Source organism: Thalassococcus halodurans (assembly GCF_900108225.1).
GTDB lineage: Bacteria > Pseudomonadota > Alphaproteobacteria > Rhodobacterales > Rhodobacteraceae > Thalassococcus > Thalassococcus halodurans.
Window position 1 is genome coordinate 90,958 of record NZ_FNUZ01000002.1, and the last position, 22,288, is coordinate 113,245.

17 protein-coding genes are annotated in these 22,288 nt (G+C 58.0%); 9 read left to right on the forward strand and 8 right to left on the reverse strand.

Going from position 1 to position 22,288, the window contains the following annotated elements; all coding sequences use genetic code 11:
- The first annotated feature begins 90 nt into the window (after positions 1-90).
- From C4S59_RS05505 to C4S59_RS05515, 3 genes are all read left to right on the forward strand, one after another.
- Complete coding sequence (locus C4S59_RS05505) at positions 91-2,232, forward strand: malate synthase G (protein WP_103909497.1); 2,142 nt, start codon at positions 91-93, stop codon at positions 2,230-2,232.
- A gap of 67 nt (positions 2,233-2,299) precedes the next feature.
- Complete coding sequence (locus C4S59_RS05510) at positions 2,300-2,728, forward strand: GlcG/HbpS family heme-binding protein (protein WP_103909498.1); 429 nt, start codon at positions 2,300-2,302, stop codon at positions 2,726-2,728.
- A gap of 66 nt (positions 2,729-2,794) precedes the next feature.
- On the forward strand, positions 2,795-3,571 hold the full coding sequence (locus C4S59_RS05515; RefSeq protein WP_103909499.1) for a gamma-glutamyl-gamma-aminobutyrate hydrolase family protein: 777 nt from the start codon (positions 2,795-2,797) through the stop codon (positions 3,569-3,571).
- Between the two features lie 10 nt (positions 3,572-3,581).
- Here C4S59_RS05515 and C4S59_RS05520 read toward each other — a convergent pair whose 3' ends face one another.
- From C4S59_RS05520 to C4S59_RS05530, 3 genes are all read right to left on the reverse strand, one after another.
- On the reverse strand, positions 3,582-5,996 hold the full coding sequence (locus C4S59_RS05520; protein ID WP_103909500.1) for a Hint domain-containing protein: 2,415 nt from the start codon (positions 5,994-5,996) through the stop codon (positions 3,582-3,584).
- A gap of 209 nt (positions 5,997-6,205) precedes the next feature.
- The gene (locus C4S59_RS05525; protein ID WP_103909501.1) at positions 6,206-8,446 is read right to left on the reverse strand and encodes a xanthine dehydrogenase family protein molybdopterin-binding subunit; all 2,241 of its coding nucleotides are present in this window, start codon (positions 8,444-8,446) and stop codon (positions 6,206-6,208) included.
- 30 nt (positions 8,447-8,476) lie between these two features.
- Positions 8,477-9,229 (reverse strand): SDR family NAD(P)-dependent oxidoreductase, encoded by a 753-nt coding sequence (locus C4S59_RS05530; RefSeq protein ID WP_103909502.1) that lies wholly within the window; start codon positions 9,227-9,229, stop codon positions 8,477-8,479.
- Positions 9,230-9,844: 615 nt separating this feature from the next.
- Here C4S59_RS05530 and C4S59_RS05535 point away from each other — a divergent pair.
- Positions 9,845-11,416, forward strand: a complete 1,572-nt coding sequence (locus C4S59_RS05535; RefSeq protein WP_103909503.1) for a Re/Si-specific NAD(P)(+) transhydrogenase subunit alpha — start codon at positions 9,845-9,847, stop codon at positions 11,414-11,416.
- Positions 11,417-11,433: 17 nt separating this feature from the next.
- Positions 11,434-12,867, forward strand: a complete 1,434-nt coding sequence (locus tag C4S59_RS05540) for an NAD(P)(+) transhydrogenase (Re/Si-specific) subunit beta (RefSeq protein WP_103909504.1) — start codon at positions 11,434-11,436, stop codon at positions 12,865-12,867.
- A gap of 137 nt (positions 12,868-13,004) precedes the next feature.
- On the opposite strand, the gene C4S59_RS05545 is transcribed toward C4S59_RS05540, so the two are convergent.
- The 3 genes from C4S59_RS05545 to C4S59_RS05555 form a co-directional block, all read right to left on the reverse strand.
- Positions 13,005-14,297: an O-acetylhomoserine aminocarboxypropyltransferase/cysteine synthase family protein gene (locus C4S59_RS05545; RefSeq protein ID WP_103909505.1), complete on the reverse strand. Its 1,293-nt coding sequence runs from the start codon at positions 14,295-14,297 to the stop codon at positions 13,005-13,007.
- Positions 14,298-14,356: 59 nt separating this feature from the next.
- Entirely contained in the window at positions 14,357-15,400 is a 1,044-nt protein-coding gene (locus C4S59_RS05550; RefSeq protein WP_407703030.1) for a hypothetical protein, read from the reverse strand.
- A gap of 97 nt (positions 15,401-15,497) precedes the next feature.
- Positions 15,498-16,190 carry a metal-dependent hydrolase gene (locus C4S59_RS05555; RefSeq protein WP_103909506.1) on the reverse strand — a complete coding sequence of 231 codons (693 nt, stop codon included), beginning with the start codon at positions 16,188-16,190 and terminating at the stop codon, positions 15,498-15,500.
- 167 nt (positions 16,191-16,357) lie between these two features.
- On the opposite strand from C4S59_RS05555, the gene gatC reads away from it, so the two are divergent.
- From gatC to C4S59_RS05575, 4 genes are read left to right on the forward strand one after another with little or no spacing between them, the layout of a single operon-like run.
- A complete protein-coding gene (gatC, locus tag C4S59_RS05560; RefSeq protein WP_103909507.1) occupies positions 16,358-16,645 on the forward strand; it encodes an Asp-tRNA(Asn)/Glu-tRNA(Gln) amidotransferase subunit GatC in 288 nt (95 codons plus the stop codon).
- Positions 16,645-18,126 (forward strand): Asp-tRNA(Asn)/Glu-tRNA(Gln) amidotransferase subunit GatA, encoded by a 1,482-nt coding sequence (gatA, locus tag C4S59_RS05565; RefSeq protein WP_103909508.1) that lies wholly within the window; start codon positions 16,645-16,647, stop codon positions 18,124-18,126. The genes gatC and gatA overlap by 1 nt, the downstream gene beginning before the upstream one ends.
- A 33-nt stretch (positions 18,127-18,159) precedes the next feature.
- A complete protein-coding gene (locus tag C4S59_RS05570; protein WP_103909509.1) occupies positions 18,160-18,912 on the forward strand; it encodes a hypothetical protein in 753 nt (250 codons plus the stop codon).
- Positions 18,870-19,586 (forward strand): N-acetylmuramoyl-L-alanine amidase, encoded by a 717-nt coding sequence (locus C4S59_RS05575; protein ID WP_103909510.1) that lies wholly within the window; start codon positions 18,870-18,872, stop codon positions 19,584-19,586. Before C4S59_RS05570 ends, C4S59_RS05575 begins: the two co-directional genes overlap by 43 nt.
- Here the strand turns inward: C4S59_RS05575 and C4S59_RS05580 are convergent.
- Together C4S59_RS05580 and C4S59_RS05585 are read right to left on the reverse strand one after the other, a co-directional pair.
- A complete protein-coding gene (locus C4S59_RS05580; protein WP_103909511.1) occupies positions 19,571-20,968 on the reverse strand; it encodes a helix-turn-helix domain-containing protein in 1,398 nt (465 codons plus the stop codon). The genes C4S59_RS05575 and C4S59_RS05580 overlap by 16 nt on opposite strands.
- A gap of 40 nt (positions 20,969-21,008) precedes the next feature.
- Positions 21,009-22,238: a multidrug effflux MFS transporter gene (locus C4S59_RS05585; protein ID WP_103910281.1), complete on the reverse strand. Its 1,230-nt coding sequence runs from the start codon at positions 22,236-22,238 to the stop codon at positions 21,009-21,011.
- Between the last annotated feature and the right edge of the window lie 50 nt (positions 22,239-22,288).

The following is a 22,288-nucleotide window of genomic DNA, read 5'->3' on the forward strand; positions in this document are numbered from 1 at the left end:
GCTTTTCTGCCTTGTTTCCCATCGGAAACAACGTATCTATTCGCATCGGGGCAACCGCACACAACGGCATACTGACTGAGGGAGGCTTATATGTCTGATCGGATCGAAAAGTTTGGGCTTCAGATCGACAAGACCCTTTTCGACTTTATTGAAACCCAGGCATTGCCCGAAACAGGCGTGTCTTCGGATGATTTCTGGAAGGGCCTATCTGATCTGGCACATGAGATGGGGCCAAAGAACAAGGCGCTTCTGGATAAGCGCGAGGCGCTTCAGCAGAAGATCGACGAATGGCACATCCGGAACCGCAACGCGCCGCATGATCACGAAGCCTACAAATCATTTCTGGAAGAGATCGGTTATCTTTTGCCCGAAGGCGGAGCGTTCGAAATCGATACTGCCAATGTCGATCCTGAAATCGCGTCCGTTCCCGGCCCGCAGCTTGTCGTACCGATCACCAATGCCCGCTACGCTTTGAACGCTGCGAACGCCCGTTGGGGCAGCCTGTATGATGGGTTCTATGGCACCGACGCAATGGGGACCCCCGCGCCGAAAGGCGGCTATGCCAAGGGGCGCGGTGCGCGCGTTGTTGCACGGTCGCGCGTGTTCCTTGATGGCGCTTTCCCGATCAACGGTGGGAGCCACGCGGATGCACAGCGTTACTACGTCCATCAGGGTGTTCTGCTTGTTGATGATAACCCGCTGGAATCGCCGGAAAAGTTCGTTGGCTACAAAGGCCACCCCAAAGCGCCCGATTCAATCTTGTTGAAAAACAACGGCTTGCATGTCGAGCTGGTCTTTGATCGCACGCACCCGATCGGCAGCCGCGATCAGTGTGGTCTGGCAGATGTTCAGATCGAAAGTGCGATTTCCGCGATCATGGATTGCGAAGATTCCGTCGCCTGTGTGGATGCTGAAGATAAAGTTCAGGCCTATTCCAACTGGCTGGGCCTGATGAAGGGCGATCTGGTCGATACCTTCGAAAAGAACGGCGAAACGGTTACCCGCCAGCTGAATGCCGACCGCGTTTACACGTCGCCGGACGGGTCGGGTGAAGTTGTTTTGAAGGGCCGCGCGCTGATGCTGGTGCGCAATGTGGGCCACCTGATGACCAACCCTGCGATCCTGACCAAAGATGGCGGCGAAATTTACGAAGGTCTGATGGATGCGATGGTCACCGCCCTGATTGCGAAACACGATCTGGGTCGTGAAAGCGGCAACTCGGTCACCGGTTCCGTCTACGTCGTTAAGCCCAAGATGCACGGGCCGGAAGAAGTGGCCTTTGCCAACGACATCTTCACCCATGTGGAAAAGGTTCTGGGCTTGCCGCAGTATACGGTCAAGCTGGGCATTATGGACGAAGAGCGCCGCACTTCGGTGAACCTGAAGGAATGCATCCGCGCCGCGAAATCGCGCGTGGCTTTCATCAACACAGGCTTCCTTGATCGCACTGGCGATGAAATCCACACCTCGATGGAGGCAGGTCCGTTCAGCCGGAAAGACTTTATCAAGCGTAAGGCGTGGATCGGTGCGTACGAGGACCGCAACGTCGATATCGGTTTGGAATGTGGTCTGTCCGGTAAGGCGCAGATCGGCAAAGGCATGTGGGCGATGCCCGACAAGATGGCCGCGATGCTGGAAGCCAAGATTGACCACCCGAAGTCCGGTGCGAACTGTGCTTGGGTTCCGTCACCGACCGCTGCGACACTGCACGCGCTGCATTACCACACCGTTGACGTTTTCGCCGTACAGGAACGTCTGCGCAAAGGGGGCCGCCGTGCCCATGTGGATACGGTTCTGGATATCCCGACCGCCAGCTACCGCAAATGGAGCAAGGATCAGATCACCCGCGAAGTTGAAAACAACGCACAAGGCATCCTTGGCTATGTGGTGCGTTGGGTTGATCAGGGTGTCGGCTGTTCCAAAGTGCCGGACATCAACAACGTCGGTCTGATGGAAGACCGCGCGACTTGCCGGATCTCGGCCCAGCACATCGCAAACTGGCTGCATCACGATGTGGTCAGCGAAGCCGAGGTGATGGAGATCATGCAGCGCATGGCCGAGGTCGTTGACGGCCAGAACGCGGGCGACGCGCTTTATACCCCAATGGCACCGGGTTTTGACGGCATTGCGTTCCAAGCGGCTTGCGATCTGGTGTTCAAGGGTCGTGTACAGCCGTCCGGTTATACCGAACCGGTTCTGCACCAGCGTCGTCTTGAGTTGAAAGCAGGCTAAAGCCGCGTCACAACATCACCAATCAGGGGGCGGTTCTTCCGCCCCTTTGCACATGAGGAGGAAACACATGGCAAATCTGTCCCTGCGCCGCGCGCGCACCATCATCCGCAAGGCAATCGAGCATGGCCGCGCGAATGACATGAAGCCGCTGTCCGTTATCGTTCTGGACGAAGGCGGCAATGTGCAGGCTTTCGAACGCGAAGACGATGCAGCCCCCGGACGTTTCCAGATCGCCCACGGCAAAGCCTATGGCACTGTGATGCTGGGCATGGCCGGCACGGCCCAGATGGCGCGTGCCGAAGCGCAGGCCTATTTCATCGCGGCCGCCAACGGCGCTTATGGCGGTAACCTTATTCCCGTACCGGGTGGCGTTTTGGTGCGTGATGCTAAAGGTCGTGTTCTCGGGGCCGTCGGGGTCACAGGCGATACGTCTGACAACGACGCGGCTGCCGCAAAAGCAGGCATCGAAGCGGTGGGGTTGGTCGCTGAAATCTGACGGGGCTTTTATGTCCCCTGCGATTGCACTACCTATTGAGGGAAAGAAACAACAAAGGCACCCGTCATGGCCCGTCCGGTCGTCGGCATTATCACGAACCACCACTTGATCAACGAAACCTACTGCGTTCAGGCAGGGGGTGCGATGGTCAATGAAGCGGTGGCAGAAGTGTCCGAAGCGGTGCCTATGTTGATCCCCGCTGACCCACGCTTGGTCACGGTCAATGAACTGCTGGATCTATGCGACGGTTTCCTGTTGCCGGGTGGTCGCCCGAACGTCCACCCCGAGGAATACGGCGAAGAAGCCACAGAAGCGCACGGCACCTTTGACCGGTGCCGTGATGCTTTGGTTCTTCCGCTGGTGCGCGCCTGCATCGAACGCGGTCAGCCGGTTTTTGGTGTCTGCCGCGGTTTTCAGGAAATCAACGTCGCCATGGGCGGAAGCCTTTATCCGGAGATCCGCGATCTTCCGGGCCGGATGAACCACCGGATGCCCCCCGATGGCACGCTTGAGGAAAAATTCGCCCTTCGCCACACCGTCACGTTCACAGAAGGCGGGCCGTTCCATCAATTGATGGGATCACGCGAGGTGCTGACAAACACGCTTCATGGTCAGGGTATCAAGAAACCGGGAAACCGGATCGTGGTCGACGGCCTTGCACCTGATGGCACTCCGGAAGCGATCTATGTTGAAGGCGCGCCGGGCTTTACGATGTCCGTGCAATGGCACCCGGAGTGGCAAGCGGGCATCGACCCAGTTTCCCGACCGCTGTTTCAGGCCTTTGGCGAAGCCGCGCGCGAGTGGTCTTTGGCGAAATCCCTTCCGGGCCGTAAAAGCGCATAAGTCTTTTTTATCAGGCAGCTACGGTCTGATTTTCATCCGTTGCGTGAATGCTGCCAGTCAGGGCCGCGGTTTCATAGCTGCGCAGGCAACGGCGTGCTGTCGGGCCGTATGCATCAGGATTAAAGCGCAGATGCGGGAAGGCATCGAACAGGTCTTCTTTGGCCTCGGACGACAGCGACTTCAGACCCATTTTGCCGACATGGAAGCTTTCTGTCGGGGCGCCTTCGGCATAGATCACCTCGTGCTGGGGCAGCATCAGGTGGATGTATGTGACCATGCCACCTTCTTCACGGCGAATGGTGTCGCCGTTAACCAAGTGCGCCGCGGGGGCGAAGACTTCGTCGGTGCCAAAGTGCAGGTCAACGTCACCACCGGACAGCAACATTTTGTGCTGGGGCGAGACGACCAGATCGTTTTCCAAACCGGGCAGCGCACTTTTGGTGATGCGGATCGGGGCAAAGTTGGCCACCGCCGGAACCGACCGCGAGCCGATCCACGCCAGCGTCTGAATGCCGTTGTCCATAGTAACCAGACCATCGCCGACCTTCAGGTCTTCGATAGAGCGGAAGCCGGTTTCTGTCAGGATTTGCGTGCCCGGCGTAAAGCAGATGACCTGATCGATGTTGCTGAAGGTGACAATTGTCCCGTCCAGCAACGTGACCGAGCCTGATGTTTCGCCGGTCACCTCATCCACATTGCGGATCAGGGTCGAGCGGTCGGCAAGGCCGTTCAGATCAAGCGTGTCGCCTGTTGTCTGGTTGCTGGTACCACCGTCGATGGTGATCGTGCCGCTGCCAGCTTCGCCCAGATCCTCAAGCTGGATGTAGTCGTCGCCAGTGCCGCCAAGGATCGTGTCGTTTTCCGAGCCAACGATTGTATCGTTGCCATCGCCACCACCCAACAGGTCAGCGCCGGTGCCGCCGATGATCGAGTCAGCGCCGCTTTCACCATAAAGCGTGTCACTGCCAAGACCACCATCAAGGAAGTCGTCGCCGTATTCACCATAAAGCGTATCGTTGCCGTCGCCGCCCAGCAGGGTGTCGTTTCCGCCCGCTGTCGGGACAGTTTCGTACTGGATGTTGGTCAGCCAGATACCCTGTGTACCGCTTTGGCCGTTCGAATAGTCGATCTCGATCGACGATACAGGGCCCGCGATTTCAACAAGGACAGAACCATCCGCGTCATAGGTCGCGTTGGCGACAGTGTTTGCGGTGATCGTGTTGCCGCTGACCGTATCGCCACCGCTTGGCGTTAGCGTGACAACGATTTCATTGCCAAGCGCATCATAGGCACGAACGGTAACGATATCGGTGTGGTTTGCATTGCCCCAGTCGATATCGTTGATACGGAAGGTGACGTTTTCGACTTCACCGGAAACAGTAGAACCTGCCGCCGCTGCGAAATCGATCGTTGTGGTGGACGTATAGGCAGCACCCTGACCAAAGATAAACAGTGACGAGTTTTCGACAAACGGTTCGCCCGCTGCGGAATATTGGTCATTCCGTGTGTCGACTTCGAAATCGGAGTTTGCCGGATCGGTTGTCGAGAAGCTGACCGAAACGTCGATGTCGCCGGTATTCTGGGTAAAGCCAGCCGTCAGATCGGTGCCGTGATCGCCTTCAAAGACCCAGTTCAGCGTTTCGACGCTGCTGTCACCATAGATAACGTCATCACCGGCATCGCCGGAAAGCGAGTCGCTTCCGGTCGCGCCATAAAGGCTGTCGTTTCCGTCGCCGCCGGACACGGTGTCATTGCCTGTGCCTGCAAAAATCTGGTCGTTGCCCGCTTCGCCATAAAGCTGGTCGTTGCCCGCGTCGCCGTGAATGGTGTCGTCGCCGATGCCTGCGAACACGGTATCGTCGCCAGCACCCGCAACAACACTGTCAGCGCCTGTTGCGCTTTCGGGTTCGTCGATGCGTTCATTTTCGGCGTCGGAGTAGTTCGCGTCGATGTAGTCGTTGCCCGAGGTACCTTCGACAATGTCGTCGCCAACGACGTAATCGGCATAGGTAAAGGCCGCGTCGCCGGCAGCGGCGTTAGGGTTCGAGTCGTACGCGTTTACTGTGTAGGAACGGCCTGCGACGAGCGGAACTTCGGACAGGGTATACATCCCGCCGCCGGCGCCTTCGACCTCGAACTGGACGATCTGGAACGTCCGACCCGTCACGTTGTCGGTGACGGTCCAAACCATTTCCGCGTCAACGGTGGTGCTGACCTGATTTGTTCCAACGACAACTGTCGCTGTCGCGCTTTCACCACCAGCACTGTCGTCGTCCAGATAAAGGTCGCCGCCGTTGATTTCGTTGTCGGTGATGATGGCATAGCCGCCATAGTCGGCAGTGGTCCAGGTGAACTGTCGGCCGGTACCGGTCGGAATAATCCAGTAAGGATCAACCGTGTAAAACTGGACTTCGTACGTTGCCAACTTTGTTACCCTAATTCAGCAGGCTAAGCTGCCGATCCTCATACCGTTACCCATCCACGCACTGCGGGACGATCACGTGTGTATCTAAAGATACATTGAGGCAACTTTAGGGAAGCATCTGGCGACAATGCGGCTGAATTGTGATCCGGGACGGTTTTCTAGGGAAAATCCGGTGAAAACCGCTGTTTACGGTGCATTTTCAGGGGGAATTACGCGACGAATTTCACCGTATTGCCCAGCGGGAAAGACCGGATTCGGACGCCTATCAGATCGAAAATGGCGTTTGCGAGGGCAGGGGCCGCAGGGGGTGTTCCGGGCTCTCCGACACCGCCTAGAACGGGGTTGTTCTGTAAGATTTCCACCATGACGTCCGGCGCGGAATTTATCCGCATCAGCGGGTACGCCCCATAGTTTCGCTGGTCGACCTGACCGTCTTTAAATGTCACTTCCTCGCCAACAGCAGAGGACAGACCCATCAGACATCCACCCTCCATCTGCGCGCGGATATTGTCCGGATCAAGCGCAGTCCCGACATCGCAGGCGATCCAAACCTTGGCGATTTTGATGCCTGCGTCTGTCTGGTGCACCTCAACGACCTGCGCGACGGGTGTCCCGAAGGAATGGCAAAACGCCACGCCGCGTCCGACACCGTCGGGCGTCTGACCGGTCCAGCCGGACATGTCCCGAACCGCTGCCAGAACCTTGGCCGAAACCGGGTCCTCTGGCTGCATCAAATCCAGTCGCGCTTGTAGCGGATCGGCTCCAGCTGCGATGGCCAGTTCATCCAGAAAACATTCATGGAAAATGGCATTGTGGGAATTGCCGACAGATCGCCAGAATCCCACGGGGATATCCAAATCTGCCAGATGTCCGGTGACGCGGTAATTCGGGATGGCGTAGGGCTGGTTGAACAGCCCTTCGACAGCCACTTTGTCCGGACCTGATGGCGCAAAACCAAGCCAGCGTTCCATCACTTGCTGCGTACAGGACTGCACGGCGACCGAGGCGTCAAACAAAACAGGTTTGCCGTCCTGAACCGCCCCACGCAGCCGCGCAACCGCGCCCGGACGATAGAAGTCGTGGGCCAAGTCCTCTTCCCGGCTATAGACCGTTTGAACCGGAACACCGGGCAGGGCCGTGGCGATCTGGGTGGCGGCGACCATAAAATCAATCTCGCCGCGTCGGCCAAAGCCACCGCCCATCGGGGGTGTGTGAAGGGTTACGCGGTCTTCATGCAGTCCAGCCACCTTTGCGCAGGCTGCCCGTCCGAAAAGCGGGGCCTGATTGCCCGCCCATACTTCAAGCCCGTCTGCAGTGACCCAAGCCGTGGCGTTCATCGGCTCTAACGTCGAGTGAGCCAGATAAGGCACCTGATAGTCGGCTGTAATTTCGGTCGCACCATTCGGCAGGCTGTCAGCTTCTCCGTCGTCCCGCATCTTGGAATTGGGCTTTGTATCAAGCGCTTGGGTCAATGCCGCAAAGGCCGTGTCGGTGTCGATTGATCCGTCGCCCATGTCCCAGTCGACGTCGATCATGTTGACGGCCTTCATTGCCAACCATGTGTTCGATGCGATGACAGCAAGGCCGCTGTCCAGTTCGACAACCTTGTCCACCCCATCCAGCGCAAGCGCCGCGCTCGCGTCATAAGACGCAACGCCACGCGCGCCGAACGGTGCTTTGCGAAGGCTTGCGAAGCGCATGTCAGGCAAACGGATGTCCAAGCCGTACTTCAACGTTCCGTTTGTTTTCGCGGGCACATCCAGGCGCGGCATCGATGTGCCCACATAGCGCCATTGGGATGGATCGCGCAGAATAACATCGTCCGGTTCCATCTGCGCGGCCTCGGCGGCGAGATCGGGGTAGGGAATGGCGGTGCCGTCTGGCGCGATGACCTGTCCGTCTTGCGTCTTTAATTGACCTACAGGCACCGACAGCCTGTTTGCCGCCGCTTTCACCAGCAACTGACGGGCGGTCGCGCCGACGATGCGCATTCTTTCGAATCCGTCCTTCATAGCGGTCGAGCCGCCAGTGACCTGCAAATCCAGAAGTTTGCCGACACCGCCAAGCGCGTCGCCAAAGGCGCGCGCCCAAGCAGAGTGTTCGTATGCTTTGCCCGGCAGACCATCGGCCAACAAAGCATGATTGTAGTAAACTTTTGACGGCGGGCCGTGGATGACGCGGATGTCCCCCCAAGCGATATCAAGCTCTTCCGCGACAAGGGCGGCCAGAGTGGTTTGTGTGCCTTGGCCCATATCAGCGCGCGGCGTGACAATGATCACGCCGTCGCTGTCGATGACAATGAAGGGGGATAAGGCGGTTTCGCCCTCGGCAAGTTGCAGGGGATTGGGGCGGTCCTTTTTGACCTGCCAGACACCAAAGGCGATCCCGCCCGCCACAGCGGCTGCGCCAAACAGAAATGTCCGGCGTGCGATTGTACCGATGCTTGCCACTGTGCTTGCCCCCTGTTTTGTCTGTGCGGCCTAGACTTCTCCGCCCGCGATCTGGATCGCCTGACCATTTACACTGGCCGACCCATCGCCACACAACCACAACGCAGCGTCAGCTACCTCGGATGGGGCGATCAACCTGCCGTGGGGGTTTAGACCCACCATCATGTGACGTGCCTTATCTTCATCGACGCCGGTACGCTCCATGATCGAACTCACATTCCGCGTTATGATCTCGGTATCTACATAGGCGGGGCAGAGCGCATTGAAAGTCATGTTGCGTCCGGCATAGTCCGCAGACAGCCCACGGATCAGTCCGATCATCGCGTGTTTCGAGGCCGAATAGGCGGGCGCACCCTTCAGCCCCTTCACGCCGGCAATAGATGACACCGCAATGACACGGCCCCAGCCGGTGTCTTTCATCGATTTCAGGCATTCACGGATCGTCAGAAACGCCCCGTCCAGATTGATGGCCATCATGTTGCGCCAGAAATCCAGATCGGTCTTGAGAATGCTGCGACCTTCGGCAACGCCTGCGTTCGGCACGCAGATCTGGATCGGACCGCGTGCGGCGACGGCCTCGGCGCATCCGCTAACCACTGACGCTTCGTCGCTGACGTCCATGGCCAAAGGATGAATGCGGTCGCTGGCGGCATCTTGTAGAACTTCGATCCTGCGCCCGGTGATCGTGACCTCGGCGCCCGCATTGGCCAGTGCCTGTGCAATAGCCAGCCCGATACCTGTTCCGCCGCCTGTGACAAGCGCGTGTTTGCCCGACAAATCCATGGTGTTCCTCCCTCATGTTCCGGCAGCGTATCGCAGGGGGAAAACACTGCAAGTAGAGCGCGAAGAGATTCGCCAATTTGGCGATTTGAGTGACGCAACGTTGTGAAAATCCGGATTTGCAGAAAAGTTTTTGCCCGCAGGTCCGCGACTTTTTGTCAGTGCCCGGAATGGCATGCAATTGTACACACTTGTATATCGTTATCTATTTGAAACCGCGAAATAAATTTGTTTGGCCCGCCAAATTTTGGTGTAGAAAGGCAGGGCGAACGGTGGAAAACGAAACAATTCTCGGGGCTTACCGTGTAAGGCGATTGGCTACACTTCGGACTTAGTTCGCTTACGGATTGCTGACTTTGCCTCTGCTCGTTGCCGTAGTTTCAACCGCATTGCGGGCCAAAAGGTCCGATCCGGACCTAAGAGGTAAGACGTTAAGGTACATTTATTGCGGCGCAGCATGTCGTTACGCAACAAAGCGCAATGTGGCTTTTGCTTTGCTGTTTGTTATGGTCTATGGCTGCATCGCATTGGCTGTGGTAGGTCAGTATCACGGACCCAAAAGGGTTGGTGGTGCAGTGCATCAATAGGCTTGTTCTGACACGAGAGGGGACAGAGACCGTGAAAATAGGGACGCCAAAGGAAATTCTGGAGGGCGAAGCGCGTGTAGCGATGACCCCGGATTCGGCGAAGATGCTTCAGAAACTGGGGTATGACTGCGCGATTGAATCCGGCGCGGGTGCTGCCGCTGGGTTCTCCGACGAGGCATATGCCGAAGCGGGCGTGGAAGTTATCGCCAAGGCTGCTGATCTTTGGAAAACGGTTGACGTCGTTGCCAAAGTTCGCCCGCCGACCGAAGACGAAGTGAAACTTCTGACAGCTGACAAGCTGCTGATTTCGTTCTTCTATCCGGCTGCAAACGAAGCGCTGATGAAGCAGGCCGCCGATCTGGGTGCCTCTGTCATCGCGATGGACATGGTTCCGCGTATCAGCCGCGCGCAGAAGATGGACGCGCTGTCGTCCATGGCAAACATCGCCGGTTACCGCGCGGTAATCGAAGCGGGTAACAACTTTGGCCGTTTCTTCACCGGTCAGGTGACGGCTGCTGGTAAGGTGCCGCCCGCCAAGGTTCTGGTTGTGGGCGCCGGTGTTGCCGGTCTGGCCGCCATCGGTACATCCACATCGCTGGGCGCAATCACATTGGCGTTCGACGTTCGCCCCGAAGTGGCCGAGCAGGTTGAATCCATGGGCGCCGAGTTCGTCTATCTGGACTTTGAAGAAGAACAGCAAGACGGCGCAGCCACAGGTGGCTATGCCTCTGTTTCTTCGCCGGAATTCCGCGAAGCACAGCTGAAGAAGTTCCGCGAACTGGCACCGGAAGTGGACATCGTGATCACCACAGCGCTGATCCCGAACCGCGAAGCGCCGGAACTGTGGACCGAGGACATGGTTAAGGCCATGAAACCCGGCTCGGTTATCGTCGACCTTGCGGCTGAAAAGGGCGGCAACTGTAAGATGACCGTGATGGACGAGAAGATCGTCACGGAAAATGGCGTGACCATCATCGGTTACACCGACTTCCCGAGCCGTATGGCCACACAGTCGTCCACACTGTACGCGACTAACATCCGTCACATGATGACAGACCTGACGCCTGAAAAAGACGGTCAGGTAAACCACAACATGGAAGATGACGTCATTCGTGGCGCGACCATCACCCATGAAAAGGCTGTGACCTTCCCGCCGCCGCCGCCGAAAGTTCAGGCGATTGCTGCGAAGCCGCAGGAAAAAGCCAAAGAACTGACGCCGGAAGAAAAGCGCGCGCAAGAAATTGCGGCGTTCAAGGCCCAGACAAAACAGCAGGTGACCCTGTTGGGTGTCATGGCGGCGCTGATCCTTGGTGTTGGTCTGGTTGCACCGGCCAGCTTCATGCAGCACTTCATCGTGTTCGTTCTGTCGGTCTTCGTCGGCTTCCAGGTCATCTGGAACGTGTCGCATTCGCTGCACACACCGCTGATGGCTGTCACCAACGCGATTTCGTCGATCATCATTCTGGGCGCCCTGATGCAAATCGGGTCCAGCTCGTTCCTTGTGATCCTGTTGGCCGGTCTGTCGGTCTTTATGGCAGGCATCAACATTTTCGGCGGCTTCCTTGTGACACGGCGCATGCTCGCCATGTTCCAGAAATCGTAAGCTGAGGGGTAGAAACAATGGAATTCGGTTTCACAACAGCGGCTTACGTTGTCGCAGCGGTTCTTTTCATTCTCTCGCTTGGGGGATTGTCGGGCCAAGAAAGCGCGAAACGCGCTGTATGGTATGGCATCGTGGGCATGGCTTTGGCCGTGGCAGCGACGCTGGTCGGTCCGGGTTCGGGCCTGTGGTATGTATCGCTGATCCTGATCGCGCTGGGTGGCGTGATTGGCTTCCAACTGGCGCAGCGGGTTCAGATGACCCAGATGCCGGAACTGGTTGCGGCGATGCACTCTCTGGTTGGCCTTGCGGCTGTGTTCGTTGGTTTCAACGCGCACATCGAGCTGGGCAACGTGATGTCTATGGACGACACGGCCAAGAAATCGCTTGAAGGCTTTGCAGCACTTCTGGCGAAGAAAGATGGTGTCGAGATTTCGATCCTGCGGGTCGAGCTGTTCCTTGGTATCTTCATCGGTGCTGTGACCTTCACAGGTTCCGTCATTGCCTATGGCAAATTGGCGGGCAAGGTGAACTCGGCTGCGATCAAACTGCCCGGTGGTCACCTGCTGAACGCAGCTGCCGCACTTCTGTCGGTCGTCTGCTTGGTCTGGTACTTCCAGACAGGTGGCGTGGTGCCGATGGCACTGATGACACTGGCGGCTTTGTTCATCGGCTATCACCTGATCATGGGTATCGGTGGCGCGGACATGCCGGTTGTTGTGTCTATGCTGAACTCGTACTCGGGTTGGGCCGCGGCCGCGATTGGCTTCAGCCTTGGCAACGACCTTCTTATCGTTGTTGGTGCGCTGGTTGGTTCGTCCGGTGCGATCCTATCCTACATCATGTGTAAAGCGATGAACCGTTCGTTCATCAGCGTTATCCTTGGTGGCTTCGGTGGTGCGGCTGGTCCGGCTATGGAAGTGGAAGGCGAACAGATCGCAATCGACGCTGATGGCGTTGCTCAGGCTCTGGAAGATGCAGACAGCATCATCATCATCCCGGGCTACGGTATGGCGGTTGCCCAAGCTCAGCAGAACGTCGCGGAACTGACCCGTCGTCTGCGTGCCAAAGGCAAGAATGTGCGCTTTGCGATCCACCCCGTTGCGGGTCGTCTGCCGGGCCACATGAACGTTCTGCTGGCCGAAGCGAAGGTACCTTACGACATCGTTCTGGAAATGGACGAGATCAACGAGGACTTCCCGGAAACAGACGTCTCGATCGTTATCGGTTCGAACGACATCGTGAACCCTGCGGCGCAGGAAGATCCGAACTCGCCCATCGCCGGCATGCCGGTTCTGGAATGCTGGAAATCCAAGCAGGTGTTCGTATCGAAACGTGGTCAGGGCACAGGTTACTCGGGCATCGAGAACCCGCTGTTCTACAAAGACAACACGCGCATGTTCTATGGTGACGCGAAGAAGTCTCTGGATGACCTGCTGACCAAGATCTCTTGATCCTGATCTCTCGCTAAAAAGAAAACCCCGCGGCAACGCGGGGTTTTTTGTTTGTAAGTGGTGCGCGGGCCTGTGGCCCACGCGCTTGATATCTCGGCCTGTCGCCTCTGGCTTATGGCCTCGGGCCGCGCAGATGGTTAGTTGGACGCTTTGTCCAGGGCTTGGCCGAGATCTGCGATCAGGTCTTTCGCGTCTTCGATCCCGATTGAGATACGAACCACGTTGGGTGCCGCACCGGCCGCGGTTTGTTGTTCCGGTGTCAGCTGGCGGTGTGTGGTTGAAGCCGAGTGGATCACGAGGCTACGGGTGTCACCAAGGTTGGCCACATGGCTGAACAGTTCGAGGCTATCTACGAATTTGACGCAGGCGTCATAGCCGCCTTTCAACGCCACAGTGAACAACCCGCCTGCGCCGTTCGGGCAAATGCGTTCGACGCGGTCATAGTAGGGCGACGAGGGCAGGCCCGCGTATGTGACGCCCTCGACGGCTGGGTGCTGTTCCAGCCATGAGGCCACGGTGTTCGCGTTTTCAACATGGCGTTGCATCCGCAGGGACAGGGTTTCGATCCCCATCAGCGTGTAGTGCGCAGCTTGCGGGTTCAGCGTCATACCCAGATCGCGCAGCCCGATGGCGATGCCGTGGAAGGTAAAGGCCAAGGGTCCGAACGTTTCGTGGAACTTCAGGCCGTGATAGGCCGGTTCCGGCGCGCTGAGCGATGGGAATTTGTCGGATGCGGACCAGTCGAAATTGCCCGAGTCCACAACGACACCACCCGTTACTGTGCCATTGCCCGTCAGGTACTTTGTCATCGAATGAACCACCAGCGTCGCGCCGTGTTCGATCGGGCGGCAGAGGTAGGGCGTGGCCGAGGTGTTGTCGACGATCAGGGGCAGGCCCGCATCGTTGGCGACCTTCGAGATTGCATCGAGATCGGTGATGTAGCCGCCGGGATTGGCGATGGATTCACAGAAAATCGCGCGCGTGTTGTCGTCGATGGCGGCGGCAACGGCATCTGTATCGTCAAAGTCTACGAACTTGGCCGACCAGCCGAAACGTTTGATTGTCTGGCTGAACTGCGTGACTGTGCCGCCATAAAGACGGGTCGAGGCAACGACATTACAGCCGGGCTGCATCAGCGGGAACAGTGCCATGATTTGCGCTGCGTGACCGGACGAACAGCAAACCGCGCCTACGCCGCCTTCAAGGGCTGCCATACGTTCCTGAAGCACGGCAACAGTGGGGTTCGTCAGGCGGGAATAGATGTAGCCGACTTCCTGCAGGTTAAAGAGTGCTGCTGCGTGTTCGGCATCGCGGAACACATAGGCTGTGGTCTGGTAAATCGGGGTCTGGCGAGCGCCAGTTGCCGGATCGGGGCGGGCGCCCGCATGGATCAAAAGCGTATCGAATCCGGGTGTGGAATCTTCAGTCATCAATGCCTCCCATTGGTTACGGAGGACATTAGCAACGCGTGATGTCTGACTTGCAAGCCCTAGCGCATCCAGAAACCGGCGGATTTGATCCGGTTGCGGATCGCCTGTTCTTTGCGCGGCAGGTCATTGCGGTCAAACATAGCACGCACTTTGTCGCCGCGTCCCTGATAGATCATTCGCTTGTAGGGATCGTAATTCTTTAGGATTTTCTTGATTTTATTGGGCGCTGTAATCGCCTGAAGTGTATTCACAACCTTGTCGTCTTCGCGGGCGTAAAGCAGCGGGATAACGCGGTAGTGACAGGTGACGCTGCCGTCCAACAGCCCTTCGGGCAAAGCATCGCGCCCGCCACCGAATGCATGGATAACCAATGGCAGGGCGACCTGATCGAGCCATGGATCAAGGCTTTGGCAGACCAGTTCACGTGGCGGGTCTTTCAGGATGGCCAGAGCGTATTCGAGGAATTTATCGCCGAATTCGTGCGGGCAGCGGTAGTAGAAAAAGCCCGCGTTGAAATAGAGGTAGCGGCGCCAGTATTCGTCGGGCTGGGACAGATCCAGCGAGCTTTCAAACTTTAGTCCGAACTTGTCATAAAGCGATTTCCAGATGTCCGTGTAGCCCGGACCATAGAGTTCCAGAACAGGCCAAGTGCCTTCACGGCGGAGCGAGGCTGTGGGTTTGTCGAAATCGAACGGCACCTTGTCCAGCGCATCCAGAACCAGCGTGTCTGTGTCGAAAAAGATGAAAGGTTCGCCTTTGGGCAGCGCCTTAAGCGCCTCGATCTTGTTGCCATAGGGATAGGTGGGGCCGAAGTGATGGGTTTCAAAGGTGACAAATGTTGCGCCCAACTCGGTCAGCATCTCGCGCAATTCGTTGTTCCGGATGCCTGGCTCTCCGGGCCATTTGAACCCTTCTGCAGGTTCGGCGATGAACAGGCGGAACCGCTTGGAAGTGCCGCTTTGCGCAAAGGACAGGGCGAACAGGGCTGCTTCCCATTGCAGACGTCCAGCCTGAGCGACGATCATGACGTTCACATGGTCGGGAACTGCGGATTTTGCGGCGGCTGTGGCTTTGGGTTTCGCCGTGGTTTTCTTACGCGCCATGGATGCCTGTTCAACGTATTGTCTTTGTTGCGGCAACTATAGGCGCAAATGATCCCCACGGGAAGAACCCGTTCGATAAAGCAGTGAGTTAGCGGCTTTATAGCGTGATTGGCACCAGCACCTCGGGTTCGATCACGTTGGTATCGGGCAGGGCCTGCACCAAAAGTTCCGCCGATTGTTCAAGAAGTGGAAACGTTTTGTAGTGGCAGGGGATCAGTGTTTTGAAATTGAAGAAGGTTTTCGCGGCAAATGCGGCGCGTTTCATATCCATCGTGAAATGCCCGCCAGCCGCCAGAATGCCGATATCCGGTTCATGAAGCGCGTTGAACACGCCCATGTCGGCGGTCACATCCGTGTCGCCCGATACATAGATCGTGTGTCCTTCGCCCGAGATCATAAAACCGCATTCGCTACCAGGCGCAACGGGGCCGTCTGCCGTCTGGAAGGTCGAGGAATGGACGGCATGCACCATCGTGACCTTGATGCCGTTCAAATCGACAGTGCCGCCTTTGTTGAAACCGATGGTTTCGATTTTTTCGTGCTCGGCCCAATAGCCCATCAGGTCGTATTGCCCGACGACAGGCACCGATAGCGCGCGGGACAGGTCGACTACCTCGGACACGTGATCGAAATGGGCATGCGTCAGCAGGATATGCGTCGCGCCTTTGGTGGCCTCTTGGGCGCGTTCGGTCGGAAAGCTGGGGTTGCCGTTCAGCCACGGATCAACCAGCAAAACGGCTTCGCCGATTTCGATGCGAAACGATGCGTGTCCAAGCCAGATAATGTTCATTGTAAGCTCTCCCTGAAAGGTTTTGCATGATCGTAGTGCCAAAACACGCAAAAGCGATACTGTTTCTGCGGGTAAGGGGGCCGCAAATGCCCCCATGCGCTTGCGGGTTTTGCAACGCGGGTTTAAACGCGACTGCAAGAAACCCAAAGACAGACAAGGTATGGCCCATGTCCATTGATACAGAGACCGCACGGCGCGTGGCGAAACTGGCCCGCATCAAGGTCGAAGACGATGCGCTGCCCGCGTTGGCGCAAGAATTCAACGACATTCTCGGGTTCATCGAGCAACTGAACGAAGTCGATGTTGAAGGTATCGAGCCGATGACCTCGGTCACCCCGATGCGTTTGAAGCGCCGCAAGGATGGTGTCACGGACGGAAACCAGCAGGACAAGATCCTCGCAAACGCGCCCGACGCGCGTGAAGGCTTTTTTGCGGTTCCGAAGGTGGTTGAATAATGTCTGATCTGAATAAACTGAAGCTGGCCGAGGCACGCGACGCGCTGCGCAAGGGCGACGTCACATCTGTTGAGCTGACCGAGGCCTGCCTGTCTGCCATCGAAGGCGCGGATGCGCTGGGTGCTTACGTTCATAAGACCCCTGAAATCGCGATTGATATGGCCAAGGCCGCGGACGCGCGCATCAAGGCGGGCGATGCGCCGGACCTGTGCGGTTTGCCCTTGGGCATCAAAGACCTGTTCTGCACCAAAGGTGTGGCATCGCAGGCCGCGTCGCGCATTCTGGAAGGCTTCAAGCCGGAATACGAATCCACTGTCACCACGCAGCTGTTTGATGCTGGCGCGGTTATGTTGGGCAAGCTGAACATGGACGAATTCGCCATGGGCTCGTCCAACGAAACATCCGTTTATGGCAATGCGGTGAACCCGTGGAAGGTTGACGACCGTCAACTGACACCGGGTGGTTCGTCGGGTGGTTCTGCTTCGGCTGTTGCGGCTGATCTGTGTCTGGCGGCAACCGGCACAGACACCGGTGGTTCGATCCGCCAGCCAGCAGCCTTTACCGGCATTACAGGTATCAAGCCGACATATGGCCGTTGTTCCCGTTGGGGCATCGTGGCGTTTGCGTCCTCTCTGGATCAGGCTGGCCCGATGACCAAAGACGTGCGCGACGCAGCCATCATGCTTGAAGCGATGTGCGGTCACGACCCCAAAGACTCGACCAGCGCCGATCTGGCTGTGCCGAACTTCGAGGCGATGCTGACAGGCGATATCAAAGGCAAAACCATTGGTATTCCGAAAGAATACCACATGGATGGCATGCCTGCCGAAATCGAAAAGCTTTGGGCAGACGGCACCGAAATGCTGAAAGCCGCTGGCGCGAAGATCGTCGATATCTCGCTGCCGCACACCAAATATGCGCTGCCGACGTATTATGTGATCGCTCCGGCCGAGGCGTCTTCGAACCTCGCACGCTATGACGGCGTTCGCTACGGCCGCCGCGCGCAAATCGGCAAAGGCGACGGCATCACCGAGATGTACGAAAAGACCCGCGCGGAAGGCTTCGGTCACGAAGTACAGCGCCGCGTTATGGTCGGCACATACGTACTGTCGGCAGGCTTCTACGATGCGTACTACAACCGCGCCCGTAAGGTCCGCACGCTGATCAAAAAGGATTTCGAGGATGTCTTTGCCCAAGGCGTCGACGCGATCCTGACACCGGCGACACCGTCGGCGGCCTTTGGTCTGGGCGAAATGCAGAACGCCGATCCGGTCCAGATGTACCTGAACGACGTATTCACCGTGACTGTGAACCTTGCCGGTCTGCCGGGTATCTCGGTGCCGACGGGTCTGGGCAGCACCGGCCTTCCGCTGGGTCTGCAACTGATCGGTCGTCCGTGGGAAGAAGGTGATCTGCTGAATACCGCCTACGCTCTTGAGCAGGCTGCAGGCTTTGTGGCCAAGCCCGAGAAATGGTGGTAATCCGGCTGCGTTTTACCTGTTAGGGACATGACCATGCGGTTCTTGGTTGCTTCATTTTTCGCACTTTCTGCTGTGGCGGCATGTTCGCCCTCGATCCCCGATAGTGCGGCTGGCGTTGGTTTTGACAACGTGGATGGCAACCGCCGCGCAGCGGTCGATGCGCGACTGGAAGGTCGCGCACCCAGCACGGCGGTGATCCCGCCTGCGGCCTCTGTCAGCACCTCTACCTTGGGCCCACAGGGAAGCTTTACCTCTGCCGCAGCAACGGCAAGTGCGGCCGATGACAGCCTTGAGGCCGACGCCATGGCAGCATTGCGGGCGGCGAACTCGGGTGAAGAGCCTTTGCAGGCATCGCCGTCTAACCCGCCCCCGCAGGTCGTGTCGAACTCGGTCGGGATATCCAACGAAAACGACTTTAATGCTGTGTCTGACGAACGCAGTATTCAGGCCGACGCCGCTTTGCGTGCACAAAACCAAGCGGCCTATCAGGTGATCCAGCCCACAGCCTTGCCAACTCGCGAAGGCGCGACAGGCCCGAACATCGTTGATTATGCGCTGCGCACCACAAACGTGGTGGGCCAGTCGCTGTACCGTCGGTCTACCTTTGCCAGCAAGGCCAAGGAAGAACGCAACTGTGCTGCCTATGCCAGCCCCGATCTGGCGCAAGAGGCGTTTCTGGCCAGCGGCGGCCCCGAGAAAGACCGCGAAGGGTTGGACAGTGACGGCGATGGCTTCGCCTGCACATGGAACCCTGCACCATTCCGCGCCGTGCGGAGCGGCAACTGAGTATCATCTGGCATCCATCGCCCAACTTCGGGCCGCGACGTGATAGCGCGCGGCCTGACCACATCGTGCTTCACTACACCGCCATGGATTGCGCCGAAAAAGCGCGTGACTGGCTGTGCAACGAAGAAGCGCAGGTCTCGGCCCACTACGTGATTTCCGAAACCGGCACGGTCTGGCAGCTTGTCAATGAGGCCGACCGCGCTTGGCACGCGGGCGCGGGTCAGTGGGGTGGCATCACCGATATGAACTCACGCTCTATCGGGATCGAGATTTCCAACACCGGATCACAGCCCTTTTCCGAACCGCAGATGACTGCGCTTGAGGCGCTGATGACGGGTATCATGGAGCGCTGGTCGATCACGCCTGAACGGGTGATCGGCCATTCCGACATGGCACCGGGTCGCAAAATCGATCCTGGTAGGCGCTTTGACTGGCGCCGTTTGGCTTTGCGCGGATTGGCGATCTGGCCTGAGAAGGCCGACGACGCAGATGATTTTTATCAAAACGCGACGCGTTTTGGTTTTGGCGTTACGGACGACAATCGCGAACAGGTGCTAGATGCCTTCCGCATGCGGTTTCGGCCCCATGCCGAAGGGCCGTTGACCGATGACGATGCCAAGGTCATGGCGGCCTTAGCGCGTGACTGGCCGAACCAGACCTACTGCACGTCGTAAGGCAGGATATCGCGGCGGTCGGGCGAGATTGTCAGCTTGCGTTCAAGTGGTGGAACCGATCGCTGATGACAGTTTTTACGATCGCAAATCCGGCAGGAAATCCCGATAGGCTCGAACGCATCGTCGCGGGCCAAATCAAGACCATCGCCGTACACCAGCGCGCCCGCGTGCTTGATCTCGCAGCCCAAAGCGATGGCAAAGCGGCGCACTGGCGCACCGTATTGACCGCCAGTTTTGGAAACGTCCCGCGCCAAAGACAGATAGCGCACGCCGTCGGGCGTTTCGCACAGCTGGCGCAGAAAACGACCGGGCGTTTCAAATGCGCTGTGTACGTTCCATAGCGGGCAAGCCCCCCCGAAACGGGCGAATTGCAGGCGTGTGGCCGAATGGCGTTTCGTGATCGTGCCAGCCTGATCGACGCGGACAAAGAAGAACGGAATACCTTTGGCGCTGGGGCGTTGCAGCGTGGACAGACGGTGTGCAACCTGTTCGATGGATGCGCCGAACCGTGTCGACAACCGTTCCAGATCGTGCCGCGTTTCCTGTGCCGAACTCAGGAAGGCGTTGTACGGCATCAGAACCGCACCGGCGAAGTAGTTGGCCAAGCCGATTTTCGCGATGATCCGTGCCTCTTCGGTCTGAAAACGGGCAAGGTCCAATGTCGCATCCAGCAGCTTTTCCTGCTGAAGCAGGGCGACCTGCAACAGGATCTGGAAAGTCTGCGTTTCGTGCGTCGCGTATTCCGACAGGGTCAGTGTTTTGTTCAAGGCATCGTAGTTGCGCAGGCCCCGGATCGGGCCGATGGTCACGCGGATGCCGTGGTTTTCCAGATGGCTGATGACAGCCCTGCGCACGTCGCCGCGGCCTTCCAGGCTTTGGGCAAAATGCTCGGCCGCGCGGTCGACGGCATCGATGTAGTTGTCGCAATAGTGGAAGAAATCACGCACTTCTTCCCACGGGCTGGGCTGAAGCTGCGATCCTTCGCGGCCCAATGCTTCGTCGAGTGATGCCAGACGTTCATGGGTCTGGCGATAGGCACGGTGCAGTTCCAGAAAGGATCGGGCAAGGGCAGGGGCGTTTGACGCCACCAGCCGCAGGTCTGCCAGTGGGGGCGTGTCGGTGAACACTGGGTCGGCCAAAGCCTCGCGCATGTCGGTGATCAGGCGTTCCGTGTCGCCGTGGCCAAGCTCGGTGACGTCAAAGCCGAACTCTTGCGCCAAGGCCAGAATAACCGCCGACGATACGGGGCGGTTGTTGTTCTCCATCTGGTTCAGATAGGGCAGGGATACGCCCAACTTGGCTGCAAAGTCCTTTTGGGTCAGCGCAAGGCGCGACCGGAATTCACGTAGCTTTGCACCGACATAGAGTTTCTGGACAGCCATTTTGCGCCTTTGCAATTTTCTTTGCAAAGGTTTGCAAAATTTAGCTCGTGGCGTCCAGTGCTGAAATCTGACGTTCGCGGCGAATGACCCACACAATGGCAAGCACACCGCAGATCGAGGTGCTCAGCATGATCCAGAGCAGGGGCCACGCGCCTGCCTCTGGCGACAGCAGCATGCCAGCCAAGGCCGACAACAGCGCGCCGCCTCCAATCATGATCGCGCCAGACAGGCCAGAGGCCGTGCCCGCCAGATGTGGGCGCACAGACAAGGCGCCGGCGGTCGCGTTGGGGATGGTCATGCCATTGCCCAAACCTACGAAGGTCATAAAGCCAAAGAAACTGATCGCTGATCCCAACCCCAGTCCGAACAATGCCAGCGACATGGCGATGCCCACACCGTTGATCAACGCGCCCCACAGGACCATGCGGTTCACGCCAATGCGCACCGAATAGCGCCCTGAAATGAAGTTGCCCATGAAGTAACCAAGCGCGGGTGCACCAAAATACAGGCCCAGCATCGCAGGGGGCAGGGAAAAGACCACGGATCCGACAAACGGCGCGCCGCCAAGGTAAGCAAAGAACGCGCCTGACGAGAATGCAGAAGACAACGCATAGCCCCAGAAACGCTGGCTTTTCAAAAGTTCGGGGTATTCGCCGAACTGCTGGCCAAGGCTGAGCGAGGACTTAGCAGCGGTTTCCCCCAGATCATGCCAGACCAGTGCCAGTAAAAGGACGCCGCAGGCAAAGAAGGCCCAGAAATTCGCCTGCCAGCCAAACGCCTGATCCAGAACGCCGCCGATGGCGGGGCCGATCATGGGGGCCACGCTCATGCCCATGGTGACATAACCGATCATTGAGGCCGCCTGATCCTGTGGGACCATGTCACGTACAACCGCACGGCTTAGGACCATCGCGGTCACGATGGTGGCCTGCATCATACGAAATGCCAGAAAGACCCAAACATTCGTGGCAAAGATACAGCCCAGCGCCGCAATCAGAAAGACAGCGATCCCGCCAAGGATCACGGGCCGACGGCCCAATTTGTCGGACACGGGGCCGATGAAAATCTGGAACACAGCGTTCACGCCCAGATAAACCGCGACCGACAGCTGGATCAGCGCGTAATCGGCATCAAAGTACTCAGCCATCTTTGGCAGGCTGGGCAAAAACATGTTCATGACCAGCGCGGAAATTCCGGCCAGCAGGATCAGCGTCAAAATATGCGGTGGTGTTGACCGGTCCATAAACCGGACATCAGGGGCGTTTTCCATGCTATAGTGGTAGGGCGGCACATGGGGGCTGTCCATTGCCAGAATGATTT